This window comes from Iodobacter sp. (assembly GCF_025352645.1).
Lineage (GTDB): Bacteria > Pseudomonadota > Gammaproteobacteria > Burkholderiales > Chitinibacteraceae > Iodobacter.
In genome coordinates this window covers 26,413-44,676 of record NZ_JANXSO010000036.1, presented here as the reverse complement: position 1 = coordinate 44,676, position 18,264 = coordinate 26,413, and the positions used below count along the sequence as shown (strand labels likewise).

15 protein-coding genes are annotated in these 18,264 nt (G+C 46.7%); 11 read left to right on the top strand and 4 right to left on the bottom strand.

The genetic code is table 11. The features are described 5' to 3' along the window. Positions 1-136 precede the first annotated feature (136 nt). Positions 137-1,660, bottom strand: a complete 1,524-nt coding sequence (locus Q0R17_RS04660) for a hypothetical protein (protein ID WP_293932576.1) — start codon at positions 1,658-1,660, stop codon at positions 137-139. Between the two features lie 779 nt (positions 1,661-2,439). On the opposite strand from Q0R17_RS04660, the gene Q0R17_RS04655 reads away from it, so the two are divergent. The 7 genes from Q0R17_RS04655 (at position 2,440) to Q0R17_RS04625 (ending at position 8,808) form a co-directional block, all read left to right on the top strand. After that, positions 2,440-4,044, top strand: coding sequence for an ABC-F family ATPase (locus Q0R17_RS04655; protein ID WP_293932574.1), 1,605 nt, complete (start codon positions 2,440-2,442; stop codon positions 4,042-4,044). A 299-nt stretch (positions 4,045-4,343) separates the two neighbouring features. Then, complete coding sequence (locus Q0R17_RS04650; protein ID WP_293932572.1) at positions 4,344-5,342, top strand: YheT family hydrolase; 999 nt, start codon at positions 4,344-4,346, stop codon at positions 5,340-5,342. Between the two features lie 12 nt (positions 5,343-5,354). Then, entirely contained in the window at positions 5,355-6,701 is a 1,347-nt protein-coding gene (locus tag Q0R17_RS04645; RefSeq protein ID WP_293932570.1) for a phosphomannomutase/phosphoglucomutase, read from the top strand. 62 nt (positions 6,702-6,763) lie between these two features. Further along, positions 6,764-7,597 (top strand): carboxylating nicotinate-nucleotide diphosphorylase, encoded by an 834-nt coding sequence (nadC, locus tag Q0R17_RS04640; protein ID WP_293932567.1) that lies wholly within the window; start codon positions 6,764-6,766, stop codon positions 7,595-7,597. Positions 7,598-7,856: 259 nt separating this feature from the next. Next, positions 7,857-8,156, top strand: a complete 300-nt coding sequence (locus tag Q0R17_RS04635) for a YqjD family protein (protein ID WP_293932565.1) — start codon at positions 7,857-7,859, stop codon at positions 8,154-8,156. Between the two features lie 2 nt (positions 8,157-8,158). Then, positions 8,159-8,545: a phage holin family protein gene (locus tag Q0R17_RS04630; RefSeq protein ID WP_293932563.1), complete on the top strand. Its 387-nt coding sequence runs from the start codon at positions 8,159-8,161 to the stop codon at positions 8,543-8,545. Next, on the top strand, positions 8,542-8,808 hold the full coding sequence (locus Q0R17_RS04625) for a hypothetical protein (protein ID WP_293932561.1): 267 nt from the start codon (positions 8,542-8,544) through the stop codon (positions 8,806-8,808). Before Q0R17_RS04630 ends, Q0R17_RS04625 begins: the two co-directional genes overlap by 4 nt. A gap of 38 nt (positions 8,809-8,846) precedes the next feature. On the opposite strand, the gene Q0R17_RS04620 is transcribed toward Q0R17_RS04625, so the two are convergent. The 3 genes from Q0R17_RS04620 to Q0R17_RS04610 all read right to left on the bottom strand — a co-directional run bounded on the left by Q0R17_RS04620 (position 8,847) and on the right by Q0R17_RS04610 (position 13,388). After that, positions 8,847-10,502 (bottom strand): methyl-accepting chemotaxis protein, encoded by a 1,656-nt coding sequence (locus Q0R17_RS04620; RefSeq protein ID WP_293932559.1) that lies wholly within the window; start codon positions 10,500-10,502, stop codon positions 8,847-8,849. Positions 10,503-10,660: 158 nt separating this feature from the next. Further along, positions 10,661-12,442 carry a glutamine--fructose-6-phosphate transaminase (isomerizing) gene (glmS, locus tag Q0R17_RS04615; RefSeq protein ID WP_293932557.1) on the bottom strand — a complete coding sequence of 594 codons (1,782 nt, stop codon included), beginning with the start codon at positions 12,440-12,442 and terminating at the stop codon, positions 10,661-10,663. A gap of 94 nt (positions 12,443-12,536) precedes the next feature. Next, positions 12,537-13,388 (bottom strand): beta-1,6-N-acetylglucosaminyltransferase, encoded by an 852-nt coding sequence (locus Q0R17_RS04610; protein WP_293932555.1) that lies wholly within the window; start codon positions 13,386-13,388, stop codon positions 12,537-12,539. Positions 13,389-13,673: 285 nt separating this feature from the next. Here Q0R17_RS04610 and Q0R17_RS04605 point away from each other — a divergent pair, with 285 nt between their 5' ends. The 4 genes from Q0R17_RS04605 (at position 13,674) to Q0R17_RS04590 (ending at position 18,263) form a co-directional block, all read left to right on the top strand. Continuing rightward, positions 13,674-13,904: an exodeoxyribonuclease VII small subunit gene (locus tag Q0R17_RS04605; protein WP_293932554.1), complete on the top strand. Its 231-nt coding sequence runs from the start codon at positions 13,674-13,676 to the stop codon at positions 13,902-13,904. Then, positions 13,905-14,798: a polyprenyl synthetase family protein gene (locus Q0R17_RS04600; RefSeq protein ID WP_293932552.1), complete on the top strand. Its 894-nt coding sequence runs from the start codon at positions 13,905-13,907 to the stop codon at positions 14,796-14,798. A gap of 120 nt (positions 14,799-14,918) precedes the next feature. Beyond that, the gene (gene dxs / locus Q0R17_RS04595) at positions 14,919-16,766 is read left to right on the top strand and encodes a 1-deoxy-D-xylulose-5-phosphate synthase (protein WP_293932550.1); all 1,848 of its coding nucleotides are present in this window, start codon (positions 14,919-14,921) and stop codon (positions 16,764-16,766) included. Between the two features lie 207 nt (positions 16,767-16,973). After that, on the top strand, positions 16,974-18,263 hold the full coding sequence (locus Q0R17_RS04590; RefSeq protein WP_293932548.1) for an HD-GYP domain-containing protein: 1,290 nt from the start codon (positions 16,974-16,976) through the stop codon (positions 18,261-18,263). Position 18,264: the final 1 nt, after the last annotated feature.

Genomic DNA, 18,264 nt, shown 5'->3' with positions numbered 1-18,264 from the left:
TCTTGCAACTCAGACAGGAACGCATTCTAGCAGCTTTTTTAGGCTTGTGTAAACAATTTGAATAGAAAATAGCTTTTTTTGTTTGGATACTTAAAATGTTTAAAAAAACGCTGATAAAGCGCGGTACACAAGCACTTTAGAGTTTTTCAAGTACTGCAAACTTAGCTAATACGCAGTGCTCGGTGTGCTCCATCGCTGGGGATAAGCGAATACGGTAAGATTTATCTTGGGCAGTGAATTTATATTCTCTGTTCTCGGTAAAAAAAGCGCTAGGAATAATGAGGAAGCGTGCAGGGTTAGTACTAGGGCCTTCTGGGGCATAAATACACTGAAAGCTATCTTCTGTTAGTAAAGGGGTTAAGGTGACGATCACAGGGCTTTGAGTCAGCGTTTCTACACCAATACTCATCATGCCTTTTTGGCTGCGATTCACCCGGCGCACAATACCTATCGTAAAAGGGTGCTGGCCAATATTGGCTAAACCCAGAAACTCGCCTACTTCTAATGGAGTGTCGCTGTGATAGTTCAAGCCAAAGCCCCCCGCGCTTGCATCAGCTAACTCCCATTTTTGAGCTTCCAAATGGTCTGCGCTGCTTGCCGCGGTTTGTTGCATAATAAATGGGACTATTTTTTGAATCCCCGTAATCACATGGATTGATTTTGTATTGTTTTGTCTTTCATGTTGCCTTACTGGGGTTAGCGCATCGCGTGACCAAAGATTACTCAGAGTTTGCAGTAAATCTAAATTGGCAGGTGATGATGTTTCTTCAGGTAAGCCAAGATTGGCTGCGGATTGGCCTTGGTTTAGCTGCGTAATCAGCAGGGTTATTTGCTCGGCAACGGCGGTGGTAGACCAATAACGCCAGTTTTCACCCACCATATCTCGGCGTATACGCTTGGGTTTGCCTGTTCCTGTGATATTGATTGCAAATAGGTGTTGTTGCGGTTTTAACTCAGACTTTAGCTCAATAAGCAGGCTCCATTTTTTTAACCATGCAGCAATCAGGTTAATTTGGCTGGATTGAACTTTGTCAGGGTTAGCTAGCGATAACATAAGCGTTTGGATGTAATGATCTTGAATGCTTGAAGGTTCACTGCTGCTGTAAGTGGTTTGTGGCGTTTTTGCAAAATTATTTTGCTCAGCAAAATGATATAAGCGGTTCAGGTTTCGCCAAATATGATTGTCTAGATCCATATGACGCAAATAGGCATAGCGTGCTTGCGTGGCAAAGAGTTCAACGGCTCTTAGGGTAAATAACTGCAGCTTTTTGTCTTGGGTGCGACTAATTTTTTGGCTTGCTAGCTTGATGCCGCTTAAGTAGCCCGTGGCCATTTCTTGCCAAAACGATAAGATGGTGGGCAGTACTTGATGGGGTGATATACCTTCTTCGATGATCCGCCCATGGTAAATATCTAGTAAATGGCTTTGTAATGGGCCGGCTTTTTCATCCAGATAGGGGATGGTTTTAAAAAGCTCATTACTGCTGATTTGGGGGTTTTGATTGAGCTGCTGCAGCGCTTTTACGATTTCCATTTGAGCTTGCAAAATATCACTTTCTGGCAGCTCATCCATAAATATAGTTGCTGATTTAAGGTCAAACACGCCTTCTTGCGTGGCGGGGCGAAAGAGTGAATTTACAAGGCCTTTTATGTCAAACATCTTTTTTTACCCAATGATACTAATTCGTTTTGAGAGTAAAGCGTCTAGTTCTGTATTACAAGTAAGGTATTACTGTTTACAGCAGCATTATAAAATGGCTAAAAATCAGCGAGAGTCATATTTAATTGAAGTAAACTTTGATTATATGTTTTTTACACTTCTCGTAATTTAAAATTAAAGAAGTATATAGTTTAAAAATCAAAACCGCCTGCTAGCCATCTTGATTTTCTTTGTCAGAGTATAGTCAAGCGGCAGCGGCAGCGCTGCCATAAACGCTGCTGTGTTGTTAGCTTTTCTTAAGCTACAGCTTGCTTCTTTTTCCACCGAAAAATAGCAAACTAAAACCCTCCGCTGTGCGGCAAGGGCATAGCGGCGCTGCGGTGTGATAAAATCAGCGCCTTTCTGTTGGCGTAGTGTGAAATAAAACTAGGCGGGCAGAATCTATATTCTTACTTTTGACGAAGCTTTTGCATCGTTAAGAGAAAAAACGTAGCTTAAATCAAACTCACTGCCTGTAAAGAACGATCCCTAGCTTGCTGTTGGTTTTGTACCTTAACAGTCATCTGGGCTGAGTAAACTGCATAGTTAGGATTTTTTTACGGGCTTTTTACGGCTGGCAGCGGCGCAGGAGCCAACTCGCGATCAGGCGGAAAAAATATTTCAGTTTTTATAAGTTTTTATCAGTGATGTAACGATGAGCTTGCGCGCTGTGCAGGTAAATTACCATTTCTTTTAAAGAATACAACGATGTATCTGGGTAGCAATAGGGCAAACAAACCATGATTAGTACTGCAAATATTACAATGCAATTTGGCGCGAAACCTTTGTTTGAAAGGGTTTCAGTTAAGTTTGGTGACGGTAATCGTTATGGCTTGATTGGTGCAAACGGTTGCGGTAAATCCACTTTTATGAAAATTTTGGGTGGCGATCTAGAACCAACGGGCGGTAATGTAAGTCTAGAGCCTGGCGTTCGTTTGGGTAAGCTCAAGCAAGATCAGTTTGCTTTTGAAGATTGCCGCGTGATTGATGTGGTGATGCAAGGCCATACTGAGTTATGGGCGGTGCTGGCTGAGCGCGATGCGATTTACGCCAATTTAGAAGCCACCGAAGATGATTATATGCGCGCGGCCGATTTAGAAGGCAAAGTGGCCGAGTACGATGGTTATACTGCTGAAGCGCGTGCGGGTGCGCTGCTGTTGGGTGCGGGGATTCCTATTGAGCAGCACACTGGCCCAATGAGCGATGTGGCACCAGGTTGGAAGCTACGTGTATTACTGGCGCAAGCCTTGTTTTCTAATCCAGAAGTATTGCTGCTGGATGAGCCAACCAATAACTTGGATATTAATACCATTCGCTGGTTGGAAGACGCGTTGAATGAGCGCGATTCCACTATGATTATTATTTCGCACGATCGTCACTTTTTGAATCAAGTGTGTACGCACGTCGCTGACGTTGATTTCCGTGAGATTCGTATTTACCCTGGTACTTACGATGATTATATGATTGCTTCTACGCAAGCACGTGATCGCCTGCTGACAGACAACGCTAAGGCGAAAGAAAAAGTAGCTGAGTTAAATTCTTTTGCTGCGCGTTTCTCTGCTAATAAATCGAAAGCGCGTCAGGCTACCAGCCGTTTGAAACTGGCAGATAAGATTAAGGAAGCTATGGTAGAGGTGAAGCCATCCTCCCGTCAGAATCCTTATATCCGCTTTGACGTGGATGAAAAAGCCAAACTACACCGTCAGGCTGTTGAGCTTGCTGGCGTGTCTAAGTCTTTTGATAAGCCTTTGATACAGAATTTAGATCTGATTTTAGAAGCGGGTCAGAAGATTGCGGTGATTGGTGGTAACGGCGTGGGTAAATCTACCCTAGTGAAGCTTTTGATGGATGTGATTAATCCAGATAGCGGCAAGATTAAGTGGGCCGAAAAAGCACAGCTGGGTTATTTTGCTCAGGATCACGAAGCTGATTTTGAAGAAGACATCACGCTGTTTGACTGGGTTAAGCAGTGGAGCCAGCCTGGTACAGATGATCAAGTGATCCGAGGGATTCTAGGTCGCCTATTATTTAGCGGTGACGATGTTAAGAAATCAGTTAAGGTACTGTCTGGCGGTGAAAAAGGCCGCATGCTGTACGGTAAGCTGATTTTAGAAACGCCGAATGTGTTGATTATGGATGAGCCGACCAACCATATGGATATGGAGTCGATCGAATCTTTAAACTTAGCTTTAGATTTATATAAAGGCACTTTGCTATTCGTGTCGCATGACCGAATCTTTGTAAGCTCGCTGGCGACACAAATCTTAGAGCTCAATGGCGACGGCACATATATCTACTATGTGGGCGGTTACGAAGATTACTTGGCTAGCCGTGGTTTGGATTAAGTTGAAACCTCAAATGTGCTTGCACTATTTCTAGTATTTAATTGACGTAGTATGTAAGTGATTGTAGTAAAATAAAGGGGCGATTATTCGCCCCTTTATTTCATTATTATTCTTGATTAGCTGCTTTGCTCTGCAAAAAAAATGGGCACTAAAACCTACGAAAAATGCGTCATCCTCGAATGTTTTTATCGGGGAGCTAGGGGGATTACACCGCGACTGGATTTTCGCTTGCGCGGGAATAACCCAGCTAGTGCTGGGTAGAGCAGCTAATCAAGTTCTTATTTAGGCTTCTTATCGCTATGTCTTGTGCCATTCCCTTTGAAACCACCGAGTATCCAGCCCCTGCATGGCTACCTGGGGGGCATGCGCAAACTTTGTATCCCGCTACCTTGATGTGGAAAAAAACGCCTATCTATCGGCGAGAAGCGTGGATTACGCCTGATTTAGATTCGATCGTAGTGGATTGGGTGGATGGCCGTGCGGGTACGCCGCTGGTGGTGTTGTTTCATGGTTTGGAGGGCAGTTCGCGTAGCCATTACGCCACCTCTTTATTTGATTACTTGTATCCGCTTGGTTGGCGTGGTGTGGTGCCGCATTTTCGCTCCTGTGGCAATGTGCTAAATCGCTTGCCTAGGGCTTATCATGCGGGGGATTCGGCCGAAATTGATTGGGTACTATGCCGGATTCGCGCTCAAAATCCAGATGTGCCTATTTTTGCAGTAGGGGTGTCGCTCGGAGGCAATGCCTTATTAAAGTGGCTGGGAGAGCAGGGCGATGCGGCAGCGGCAGTGATCGATGCCGCCGCTGCGGTATGTGCGCCGATGGATTTAGCGGCCACGGGTGAGGCCTTGGATCAGGGTTTTAATCGCCGCGTGTACACACGTGAATTTTTACGCAGCTTACGTAAGAAGACCTTTGCTAAGCTGAAGCTGGTTGATAATCCTTTTTTAGATAAAGAGGGCTTACGCCGCGTAAATACCTTGCGTGAATTTGATGATTTATTGACGGCTCCGATACATGGCTTTAAAAGCGTAGAACATTATTGGCAAGAGGCCAGCAGTAAGCCTTATTTACCTTTGATTCGCTTACCTAGCTTAATTATCAATGCTAAAAACGATCCTTTTGTACCGTTTGAATCTTTGCCTTTGCCAGCAGAGGTATCAAATAGCGTTACCTTATTGCAAACCTTGGAAGGAGGACACGTTGGCTTTGTGTCGGGTGCTATTCCTGGGCAATTGCAATGGTTACCAGAAACACTGCATCGTTTTTTTCAGTGCCATTTACCGTTGCCTCGTTAAAGGGATTTGCTTGTGCCCGTCTTAGCTCATGGTCTGTTTAAAGCCTACGATATTCGTGCTCAAACCTCATTACTCACCCCCGAGGTAGCCCATTTTGTTGGGCTGGCATTGGGGGCGGAAGCGCATGCACAGGGGGTGCAGCAAATTGCGGTGGCCAGAGATGGCCGCTTCTCTAGCCCCGCTTTAGCGCGCGCTTTAATTGATGCGCTAGTTGCTAGTGGGATCACGGTGCTGGATATGGGCTTGGCAGCTACGCCCCTGCTGTATTTTGCGGCCCGTCAGTATAGTAATGGTTCTGGTGTAATGATTACTGGCAGCCATAATCCTAGTGATTATAACGGCATTAAAATGACCTTAGCGGGTGAAACCATTGATGGCGAGGCTTTGCAAGCCTTACGCCAGCGTATAGAAAACGATGATTTTATTGCGGGTCAAGGCCAAGTTCAGCCTTTAGACGTCTGCCAAGCTTATTACGCTGCTGTGGCGGCGGCTGTTCCTCTGCAACGGTCTTTTAAGGTAGTGGTGGATTGTGGGAATGGCGTGCCAGGCGCGTTTGCCCCAGCGTTGTATCGCGCTTTGGGCTGTGAGGTGATTGAGCTGTATTGTCAGGTGGATGGTGCTTTCCCCAACCATCACCCCGACCCACAGGTAGAAGAAAATCTGGCTGATTTAAAACGGGCCGTCGTAGCACATGCTGCCGACTTAGGCTTGGCATTTGATGGCGATGGGGATCGCTTAGGTGTAGTAACAGAGCATGGCGATAGCATTGCAGGCGATAGGCTATTAATGCTTTTTGCTGCAGCCGCCTTAGCCAAGCAGCCTGGGCACATTCTCTACGATGTAAAATCGAGCGGTCTGATTGCAGATTGGGTGAGGAGCAAAGGCGGTAGTTGTGAGGCGATTCCAACGGGGCATGGACATATGAAGCGCCATTTACAGGCCACAAAGGCGCTGGTGGCGGGTGAGTTGTCTGGGCACTTTGCCTTTAATGATTGGCCCGATGATGATGCACTGTTTGCTGGGGCGAAGTTTTTACACATGATGTCAGAGCAAGATTTAGCACAGGCTCTGCAAGCTTTACCTAGATCGTTAGTTACCCCAGAATTACAAGTGAGCCTGGCGCAAGATGGCCATCAACTGGTGGCTGAGATTGCTAAAAAAGCCGTGTTTCCGCTGGCCTTACGTATTTTTGCGATTGATGGTTTACGGATTGAATATGCCGATGGTTTTGGCTTGATTCGGGCATCAAATACCACACCAGTATTAACGCTCAGAATTGAATCGCAAACTGCGCTGGGTTTGGCGAGGATTCGCGCCGAATTAGCGGCGGCTATTGCACCGCTACAGCTTCCTATTTAATGCCATAATGTTTTGCAAAGTTTCTAATAAATACCCTAAATTGAACCACGATTGGAAAAACAATGATTCCTGCTTCACACCTCATCGCCTCTCACGTTGCTGCAGCCTTACAGGAAGATATTGGTCGCTGTGATTGGACGGCCATGCTGATTGCTTCAGATATCCAAAGTAGTGCCACGGTGATTGCAAGGCAGAGTGCGGTATTGTGCGGGCGGGCTTGGTTTGATGAAGTGTTCCGCCAAGTAGATGATGAGGTGCAAGTACAGTGGATGGTGGAAGAAGGCGAGCGTATCGCGGCAGATCAAGTGCTCTGCCTTATTCTTGGCCCAGCACGTAGCTTACTGACTGCCGAGCGTAGTGCGCTTAATTATTTACAAACCCTCTCTGCGGTGGCTACTGAGACGCGCCGTTATGTAGATTTGGTGGCACATACCTCGGCCAAGATTCATGACACGCGTAAAACAATCCCTGGGCTAAGGCTGGCGCAAAAATATGCAGTTACGGTGGGCGGGGGCCTCAATCAGCGGATTGGTTTATATGATGGCATCTTAATTAAAGAAAACCATATTATGGCGGCGGGCAGTATTGCGGCTGCTTTGGCTGCAGCAGTAAAGTTGGCTCCAGCCGATGTAACGATCCAAATTGAAGTAGAAACTATTCATGAGTTAGAACAGGCTTTGCACGCAGGGGCAGTGTCGGTGCTATTAGATAACATGAATTTAACTGACTTACGTGCGGCGGTGGCTTTGGCTGGGCAGAGCGCAGTTTTAGAGGCCTCTGGCGGCGTGGATGAAAACACGGTGCGCGAGATCGCGGAAACGGGCGTGCAAAGAATTTCGATTGGTAAATTAACTAAAGATATTCAAGCAATAGATTTATCAATGCGTTTTTCTTGATTGCTGATGAGGCTTAAAACGATTTTTATTTACGATAAAAAAGTCGAAAAAAATAAAATAAGTTGGCATAATGAAATTATTTATTAATGCTTTTTATTTATATAAAGCCCGCTGCATTTATTCGTAATTTTTGTATATGTCGTGAATGATGTTTATTTGCTATGGTTGTCATGTATTACAAGTAAATGGAACTTTTGCTTTAAAAGTAATTCTATGCAGTGTCAGTCTTTTTCTCACGTAGTTCTAAGGAGCTTTTCTTATGAATACCAAAAGTGAAACTTTACTCGACCAATCCCAAGATATTTTACAAGAAGCTGAACAGCTTTTGCTAGAGGCCTCGCAAGCGGGGGGTAAAGATGCTGAGGCGCTGTATGCACGAGCTGTTGAGCGTTTGCGCTCCGCTAAAACACGTTTAGTTGAAGTTGAACAAGTGGCGGTGGCAAAGGCTAAGCAAGCTGCAAAAGTCACTGATGAATATGTACACGATCACCCTTGGCAAGCCATTGGCGTGGCTGCTGCTGTAGGTGCTTTGGTAGGCATGCTGATCTCGCGCCGCTAATTGTGGCCTTGCCCTATTTGGCAGGTATCCAGCGTGTTTTAGCACAGGCTGTGGGCTTGGCAGGTACTCATCTAGAGCTATTTGGTTTAGAGCTGCAAGATGCTTCGCAGCGTTTTCTGGGCCATTTAATTTTAGGCATACTGGCGGCGGTCTTGGGTGGATTAAGCCTTGCCTTAGCTGCGGTGTTACTGTTGATTATCTTTTGGGATAGTCATCGCATTGCAGTTGCGCTTGGGCTGATGCTGGTTTACGGCGGCAGTGCCTTGGCTTGCCTGTGTTGGCTGCGCTATCGCTTAAAGCATGCGGCTGATTTATTTCCAGCCACATGTGCTGAGTTGGCGAGAGATCGCAAGGCTTTATTGCGCCAAACGGCTGAGGATGAAGCATGAAACTAGCGCGCTTCTACCGTAAGCAGTTTTTGCAGTTAAAGGCAGAGCAGCAGCGCCAAGAGCTGAGGCAAGAATTAAGAGCCTTGGCCCAGCCTATGAATGTGCTGCAAGAGGGCTTAGCCATGAGCCAGCCTCAAGCGGGCATCTTAGGCTGGCTTAAATTAGCTAGGCTGGCTTTACGCTCTGAAGGCTGGAAAAAACACCTTGCGATTGGCATGGGCCTCTTGCAAATTGCCCGATTTATCATAAAAATACGTCGTTAAACAAAGCCCCCAGATCTTCAACACTGGGGGCTTTTTGTTTAAGCAGCTAAAGGTAAACCATGCGGAGTTTGGGTTTTACTGATCATACGTCGATGATCTTTATTATTGTGTGCATGGCGGCGAAATTGAAAAAAAGCCAGCTGTGTATCTAGATGATTTGCCGCATGGGTGAGCTCGTTCATTTCACTGAGCATCTGCTCACTGCGCTGGCTACTTGCTAATGCATTGCCTCCAATATCTCGCAAGCGCTCGTTAATGGCTTCGCTTGAGCTATTTTGTTCCTCCACCGCATTGGCAATCGTTTCCATCATATTATTGACTTGGCTGGCTGCTAGATTGATTTCGCCCAGAGCATGGCTAATGGTATGGCTGTCTTGCTGGCATTCTGTTACCCGAGATGCGGCAGATTGCATCGCATTCAGTGTTTCTTTGCTGCGGGTTTGGGTGTCTTTAAGAATTCGGCGAATATCTTGGGTAGAGCCTGCGGTTAGATGTGAGAGTTTACGTACTTCATCTGCCACTACCGCAAAGCCACGACCATGCTCGCCTGCTCGGGCGGCTTCAATGGCGGCATTTAGGGCAAGTAAATTGGTTTGCCCTGCAATATCCTCAATCATAGTTGCAACGCTAACGATTTGGCAGATTGCGCCGGTTAGGGCCTGCATGGCGGTTTCAATTTGGCTGAAATCGCAAGTCAGCGCTTCTAGCTTGAGCATTGAATCTTGGCCTGCCGAATTGGCTGCTTGCACGCTATGTAAAGATTGCTGGCTAATACTGGCGGTGCGAACTGCTTGCTGACTAATATGGCTGATAGAGTCTTGCAGTAATACGCTGCTTGAGCCAATTTCTAGCAAATGATCGGTTTGTAGCGTAGCGCCTTCGTGATTGGCTTTGGCCAGATGAGTGACGTGGCTGGCTTCATCGCGGGAAAGTTGTGAGGCTTGGCGTGCTTCTTGTAGCGTGATTTCCAGTTGGTTTAAAAAGCGATTAATCCCGCTGCCTAATTCGCCCATTTCATCTGGGGTTTCTGCCATTCTTCCGGTTAAATCACCGGTTTCTAGCCTTGCTGTTTCTATGGCCATGGCATTTAAACGCTGTTTAAGTTTGCGGGCAAAATGCAATTGGCTGGCCACGATCAGTAAGGCACTAAATAACAGCGGGAGAAGCACGGCCTGTAAAAGTTGAGTCATGTGGGCATCAATGGCTTGATTGGCGGCTTGTGATTGGCTTTGTAGGCCGGTTTCTAATTGATTTATGGTGGTTAAAGTAGGCTCTAAATCATTTTTATAAATTTGTTCTGGGATGCTTAACGCGTCTTGTGGGCTGTTTGCCGCAATTTTAACGGCACTTTTGAATTGGGTGAGATAGTTGCTCCAATGCTCAGCAAGGGCTATATCTAGTTTCTTTTGTTCAGCGCTGGCAAGTTGGTTTTTAATGCTGGGGAGGGCCGCTAAGACTGCTTGCTCTGCGTTATTTAATTGTTTGGCAGCGGTATCTGCAAGTGGATCTAGCCGTGAAATAATCAACATGGTGTTGCGAATTTTATTCAGTGCAGTCACTGCATTTTGGCTATCGCGATTAAATTGAAAATCATGGGCTAGCGCTTTGGTTTCCCAAGTCATCCAGCCAGCAAGAAAAACCAAGGCGGTTACAGTTAGGCTACTCACCCATTTTAATTGCGTGGTCATTCTCATCGGGCGTCTCTAGATCAATGTGAGGTAGAAAAACGGCGAAGAATATGACTATTGCATTGCATTGTTATGACAAAAAATTAGTGAAAAAATACGACTTACCGATCAAATTATTTTGTTTAATCTTAGCTGTCGTCATTATTTTTTAAACTTAATTTTTCTTATATTTTTGTTACTGATTTACTTAAAAATCTTGGTGAATCTATTTCATTGTCTTGCAGTATTGCAGTTTCATATGCAAGAGTTTGTAAGGCTATGCCGTAGAGAATAGGGGTTAAGTCGTGCAAATTATGCGGCATACAAATCACATTAAAGTGATCCGCCGAGGCTAATCCGGTATCGGATAAGATAAATAATTCGCCACCGCGCGCACGTACTTCTTGTAAATTAGCCAGTAGTTTTTCAGTTAAGCGGTTCCAAGGTAAACAGGCAATGACGGGTAAGTCTTTGTTTACCATGGTTAGTGGGCCGTGGATTAGCTCGCCAGCAGGAAAGCCAAAAGAATGAATATAGGCCACTTCTTGCATCTTTAGCGCCGCTTCCTGTGCAAGGGGGTAATAAAGATGGCGGCCCACAAAAAACAGCTGCTTACTCTTATATATTCTATGTGCCCATTCTTGTATTTGTGGGGTGATGGAGAATAAATCGCTAGCGGCACGGGGTAGTCTTTGCAGATCATCAATCGCACTGGCTTCAGAGGCGGGGGTAAGATGGCCGCGTAATTTTCCAAAACTCAGAGCAAGCCGAAACAAAGCGAGCAGCTGGGTGCTGAATGTTTTGGTGGAGGTCACGCCAATTTCTGGGCCAGCGGCTAAAAAAAACTGAAAGCGGGCTAATTGCATCAGGGTACTGGGGGAGGCGTTTGATATTGCAAGGGTGTGCTTATGATCTTGGCTTTGTGCATATTTAAGTGCAGCAATGGTGTCGGCGGTTTCACCAGACTGAGATATCGCAATGATCAGCGTATTGTGGTGCTGCACGGCCTCTCGGTAGCGATATTCGCTGGCCAATTCCACCGAGCAGGGTAGGCCAGCCAAAGATTCAAACCAGTAACGCGCAAGGAGGGAGGCGTGGTAGCTACTGCCACTGGCTAGCAAGGTAACGCCTTCTACATCGCAAAGAATACTGGCCGCATCGCCATCAAGTAGCTGGGCTAGGTTGGCATCAGAGCGGGTGTGGTCAAGAATGTCGGCAAAAATAGCCGCCTGTTCATTGATTTCTTTTTGCATATAGTGATGAAAGCCGTGTAACTTTATTTGGGCCTGTTGAACCTCATCACATACTCTTTGGCAAGGGCTTCCCTCTTGATTCAAAATACGGCAGTCATGGCTACTAAGCCTAGCGGTATCACCAAACTCTAAGCGCACTATTTCAGGAGCAATGCTTTGCAATGCTTGTGCTTGATCGCTAAACCCTGCCGTGTTTTTACCTTGGGCTATAAACAGCGGGATATGCTTGGAGGTGCAAACGATGTGCTCAGGATCATCACTAGCAACTACGCCTAATGCAAAGACCCCGATGATTTCACTCGCGGCTAAATGCACGGCTTGCAGTAAATCATGTTGGGTACGGTAATGCCAATGGATGAGATCTGCGGCAAGTTGTGCCGTGCTGGGTTTATCGTGCAGATAGCCCAAAATGGCGAGCCTGTCTTGTAGCTCTTCGGTATTTTCAATCAGGCCACGGCAGCAGACTGAAAGTGTTTCGCGGCAGGTAGCGATGCTTGTGCTATTGGGCTTGTCCCAATCTAGCCGGATCAAGCTGCGTTTTGCGCTTAAATCATTTAAGTGTAAGTGCAGGGTGAGAATAGGGCAGGCAAGGGGTGTGCTCTGCTCCCGCAGCAAGGTTGCGCTGCAATAACCTTGCTCGATAAGGGGGCTGAGGTGCTGGTTGATGTTTTTTAGCACATTGTCCTGGGCAATCACTCCAATCAAAGCACCCATATTTTTTCTCAGTGTTTATGCAATCTTTTAATTATCGGGCATAAAATATAAAATGGCATGGCTAATTTTGTAAGAATTGTTAGTTGGTGCTTAATTATATAGGGCTTAAATACTGGCTTAATTGCTTGCTTAACTCGCCATCGACAGAGAATTTTCTAGCGAAAAGCGCCGAGCTGTTTTGTAAGCAAGGCAGATCCTTGAGATCAAAAATACGCGGTGACCAAGCGCCTGTTTTCCATTCTAAATAGTGCAAAGAATCATTAATCAGCACATCGGCCAATGGCGTGTGCATTAACACGGTTTGCACAAACATCTCATCGGGCACCAAGGTGTGGCGAAAAAAGCGAATTAACTCAGGATAAATTTCGCAATAATCAAGCAGTGTTTGGCAGGCGTTTGCTGATAAGCACCACCATTGCGAGCCCGAGTAAATCGCCTTTAATGGCGGGGGTAATGGCCGCTTGAATAAGCCGAGTCGGTTTAAAGGCCGCTGTATTTTTTGTAATAATTTGCCAGCTAAACGGCCATTAAGCCGCTCAGGATGATAGCTTTGATAGCGGTAACGGATATCAAAATGGGGATCGGGTTGGCGGCGAAACTCAATAAAACCTGCGTGCCCGCTGAGTTTTGCCACAATCTGCTCATGCGTTTTAAGTGGAAAATCTTGAGCAGAAAGCAAAACTAAATAATCACAACCATCTTTCAGTGCGGCCCTAATAAGCTCAAGGCTGGCACTGACCAATGAAAAACCACCCCAGCGGCAAGCTTGCCGATGAATAAACTGAGCCCCATCAGGCACATTGGCGTGCATGGCCTGCACGGTTTGATCCGCGGTATTGCCATCCACATGAATATAAATGCGTGCATCACGATGCTGAAGTTGCTGGCAAAGCCTGCCTAATTGTTCTGGATGGGCGTGGCAAAGGATCAAATAGGCAATACGCATTGAGATAACCATAAATAAATAGCGCTTTATTCTAACTCGAATATTTTATAAATAATTTTTGAGGTAAAATTGGCGCAGTTTGTATTGACTATTGTAAGAGTTCATTTCAGTCTGTTGAAAGAATTTAAGCTGTTTGCCTGCTCTGCTAGCTATAAATTGCGGTATGAGAGGCAACTCGCCTATTTTTGATGGGCGGTAGTGGCGCTTAGATAACCGTAATTATCAAGATTGACTGGGTAGTCCCTGAGGACTATCGTTTACAACTTTATTCGGGAAAGTTAGCGTATGCCGAAAGCAACTAAACCCCCCGAGAGCTTTGAAGTAGGCCTCCAAGAGTTGGAGAGCTTGATTGCTGAAATGGAAGCGGGCAATTTGCCGCTAGAAACTGCTCTTACTACTTACAAGCGCGGCACAGAATTACTGCAGTTTTGCGAAAGCCGATTGGCAGACGCAGAACAACGTATTCGAGTGCTTGAAGGCGCAGAACTCAAGCCCTTCCCTGCGGATAATGCATAAATGACTTTAGAATTTAACCACTGGATGCAAAGCGTCCAGTCTCAGATGGAACAAACCCTTGCGGCTGTTTTACCTGCACAAGATGTCCTACCGGCAGAGCTGCATAAGGCCATGCGTTATTGCGTGTTGGATGGTGGCAAGCGCGTTCGCCCATTACTGGCGTTTGCCGCTGGTGTGGTCGTGAATGCACCTCTAGAGCGCTTGCAATATGCGGGCGCAGCGGTGGAGCTGATCCACGCTTACTCCCTAGTGCATGATGATATGCCCGCGATGGATAACGATGTGTTACGCCGTGGCAAGCCTACCTGTCATGTGGCTTTTGGCGAGGCATCGGCTTTATTGGCAGGGGATGCGCTGCAGACTGTGGCGTTTGATCTGCTTTCTATGTATACCCTTGCCGATTCGGCGAGCGATCAACTCACGATGGTGAATATCTTAGCCCGCGCCTCAGGTAGCTTAGGCATGTGCGGCGGGCAGGGGATTGATCTTTACAGCGTGGGTCAAGCCTTGAGCTTGCCTGAGCTAGAACGGATGCACGGCTTAAAAACCGGTGCTTTGATTCGGGCCGCAGTGTTATTAGGGTCTTATTGTGGCGAAGCGATCAGTGATGAGGATAGACGCCGATTAGATCACTACGCGCGCTGTATTGGGCTGGCTTTTCAAGTGGTTGATGATATTTTGGATGAGGAAGCTGATTCGGCAACCTTGGGTAAAACTGCAGGTAAAGATGCGGCCAATAATAAACCGACCTATGTTTCTTTGCTGGGCTTAGCTGCGGCAAAAGAGAAGGCTGCCGAACTGAAGGCCGATGCCTTGGCAACGATTGCACCATTTGGTGAGAAAGCACGCTACTTGATCATGCTGGCGGATTTTATTGTGGAGCGTTCTAGTTAGTTGCACCCCTTAAATCGTTGTGCTTAACAAACGCGCAAAGAACAGCTTGCCGCAGCCCATAAATTGCGTCTGCTGGCTGGTTTTACAGTGGAACGCATAAAAAATATGAAGAAGCTAGAGATGAGTTATCCCTTACTTGACACGGTTGCCTGTCCTGCCGAGCTAAAAAAGCTAGCCCGAGATGATCTGCCACAATTAGCCAACGAGTTACGCAATTGTTTACTAGATTCGGTAAGCCAGACGGGCGGACATTTTGCTTCTAATTTAGGAGCTATTGAGCTGACGGTGGCCTTGCACTACGTGTTTAACACGCCGTATGACCGTTTGGTTTGGGATGTTGGCCATCAAAGTTATCCACATAAAATTCTCACCGGTCGTCGTCAGCGTATGCATACCATGCGTAAACAGCACGGCTTGGCTGCTTTTCCTAAGCGCGAAGAAAGCGAATACGACACCTTTGGTGTGGGTCATTCCAGTACCTCGATTGCTGCTGCCTTAGGTTTTGCTGAAGCGGCGAAGCTAAAAGGTGAGGATCGCCATGCGATCGCCGTGATTGGTGATGGTGCAATGACCGCTGGTCAAGCTTTTGAAGCGCTCAATAATGCGGGTGATCGTGATGTGAATCTACTGGTGGTGCTGAACGATAATGAAATGTCGATCTCACCGAATGTCGGTGCGCTGACAAATTACCTGTCTAAATTGCTTTCTAGTAAGTTTTATAACGGGATTCGTAGTGCTTCTGGCCGTGTGCTAGATGTTGTACCGCCTTTAAAAGAACTCGCCAAAAAAGGTGAGGAACACGTCAAAGGTCTACTGACACCGGGTACGATGTTTGAGCAGTTTGGCTTTAATTATATTGGCCCCATCGATGGCCATGATTTAGATACGCTGGTTACAACACTGGCGAACATCAAGCAGCTAAAAGGCCCACAGTTTCTGCATGTGGTGACACGTAAGGGCGAGGGCTATAAAAAAGCGGTTGCTGATCCGGTGAAATACCACGCAGTGACCCCATTTGCAAAAGAAGACGGCATGTTGGGGGCTAAAGCCACCAAAGTCAGCTACACCAAGGTGTTTGGTGATTGGCTGTGTGATATGGCAAAAATAGACCAACGCCTGCTTGGCATCACGCCTGCCATGCGCGAAGGTTCGGGCTTAGTGCGCTTTGAGCAAGAATACCCTGAGCGTTACTTTGATGTGGGTATTGCCGAGCAACACGCGGTGACCTTTGCCGCTGGTTTGGCTTGTGAGGGCTTTAAGCCCGTGGTGGCAATCTATTCAACTTTCTTGCAGCGCGCTTATGATCAGTTGATTCACGATGTAGCGATTCAAAATCTACCCGTGGTGTTTGCGATTGACCGCGCAGGGCAGGTAGGGGCAGATGGCCCAACTCATGCAGGATCATTTGATATCTCCTTTTTGCGTTGTATCCCCAATATGGTGGTGCTGACGCCTAGCGACGAAAACGAATGCCGCCAAATGCTATATACGGCGTTTTTGCACGATGGCCCAAGTGCGGTGCGCTACCCTCGTGGCACTGGCCCAGGTGTTGAGGTGCAAAGCAGCATGACGGCTATTGCCATGGGCAGTGCAGACGTTCGCCGCCGTGGCAGTAAAGTAGCGATCCTCGCGTTCGGTACGGTGCTTGCTGCGGCTTTAGAGGCAGGCGAGGCGCTAGACGCTACTGTGGTGAATATGCGCTTTGTGAAACCCATTGATGCAGCGTTAATTCTTGAGTTGGCAGCGAGCCATGATTATCTGGTCACGGTTGAAGAAGGCTCGATTATGGGTGGAGCAGGCTCGGCAGTGCTAGAGAGCATGATGGCGCAGCTTAGCTGTAAGCCATGCTTGCAATTGGGGATTCCTGATCGTTATATCGAGCACGCAGAGCAACAGGTGCAATGGGCAGAGTGTGGCTTAGATGCTGCAGGGATTGAAGCCAGCATTCGTGAGCGCTGGGCGATATAAAGCACTGCTTTGATTGCGGATAAAAAACGAGGCGATGCCTCGTTTTTTTATATGTAAAAGAGTACGTGTTATTGCTAGCAAAATTTAGGGGCATTAGCGACGATGGGGAAAGGCTATCGGGCATTCAATCTGATTTAAATAAGATAAGTTTTTGTAAGGTTTTAAATAACCTAGACTAGTGAAGTCTTCTTGCTAAATTGCACCATCATGACGGCAGACCCTTTATCTCAGTTATCTGAATTGCCCGATGAAAACCCTCACTACGTGCGTGCAGCTATGCAAATGGGGGATCACCGTGATGTGGTTGCGGACCAAGATATTTTTGCCGCCAATGGGATGAAGCTGCTGGCCAAGGGGGCGAAGATTAATAGTCGCCAATTTGATCTTTTGGCTAAGCACAAATTAGCCACGCCGATCGACCAACTCTTGGTAACGGATCGGCCTGTTGATGGTGGGCAGCTGGCTTTTGAGGTTGGAAAAATACTAGAAAAAGATGCAACTTTGGCTAGGTTGCTGACTAGAGCGGGTGATCCTTTAGCCATTAAGCATCAGCTCGCGGCATTATCTTTGCCGATGCCAATTCGATTTAGGCTAACGGTGATGCAAGATCAGCGGCCTGAGTTATTTGAGCATGCACTTAGAATGTGTATTGTTTCGAATGCGATGGCGCAGCAGCTTGACTTATCTTCTGCTGAGTATGAGTCTCTCGCTTTAGCTGCTTTGTGCCATGATTTAGGTGAGATGCATACCGATCCAGAGCTTCTCACCAAGGGCCACCATATTACGCCACAAGAGCGGCGCTATATTCACGTTCACCCGATTACAAGTTATGTACTGGTGCATGCTTTACCACAGTTTCCTATTGCCGCTGCACAGGCTATTTTGCACCACCATGAGCGGCTAGATGGCAGTGGCTATCCCTATGGTTTACGTAAAGAAGCGATTCACTCGCTGGCACAGATTATTGCCATTGCTGATGTTTCTGATGCCGTATTACGCCGGTTTGATTTGCCACGATTGGATGTTCTCTTTACTTTGAATCAATGCCGCTTTGATCCTGCGGCGGTGCGAGTGTTACGTGATTTGCTGCGCTCATCTCCGCATGAGGTGACTTATCCGGTGGTGAGTAAAGATGCTTCCTTGCAATTAGCTCATATTGCGGACTTGCTGCAAGCGTGGATGGCTTTGCATGCCATGCTAGAAGGGCAGGTAAAAGCAGGCGGGGTGAGCTACTCTCCGCTAAGTTTTTTATTTGAGCGTATGGATAGTATTCGCTCTTTGATTTTACAGGCTGGGTTAAATCCTGATGATGTAAAAATGATTTATGCCTTTGGCGAAAACGACCCAGAAATGCTGGCGGAATTGCAGGCTATGCTGAGCGAAATGGAATGGATGTTGTTTGATTTAGCCAATGAAATTGAGCGGCGAGCACCTAGCTTAGATGGCGTTACCCAAGAGGCCTTAAAAGATTTAATTGCGCAGCTAAGAGAAATCTAAG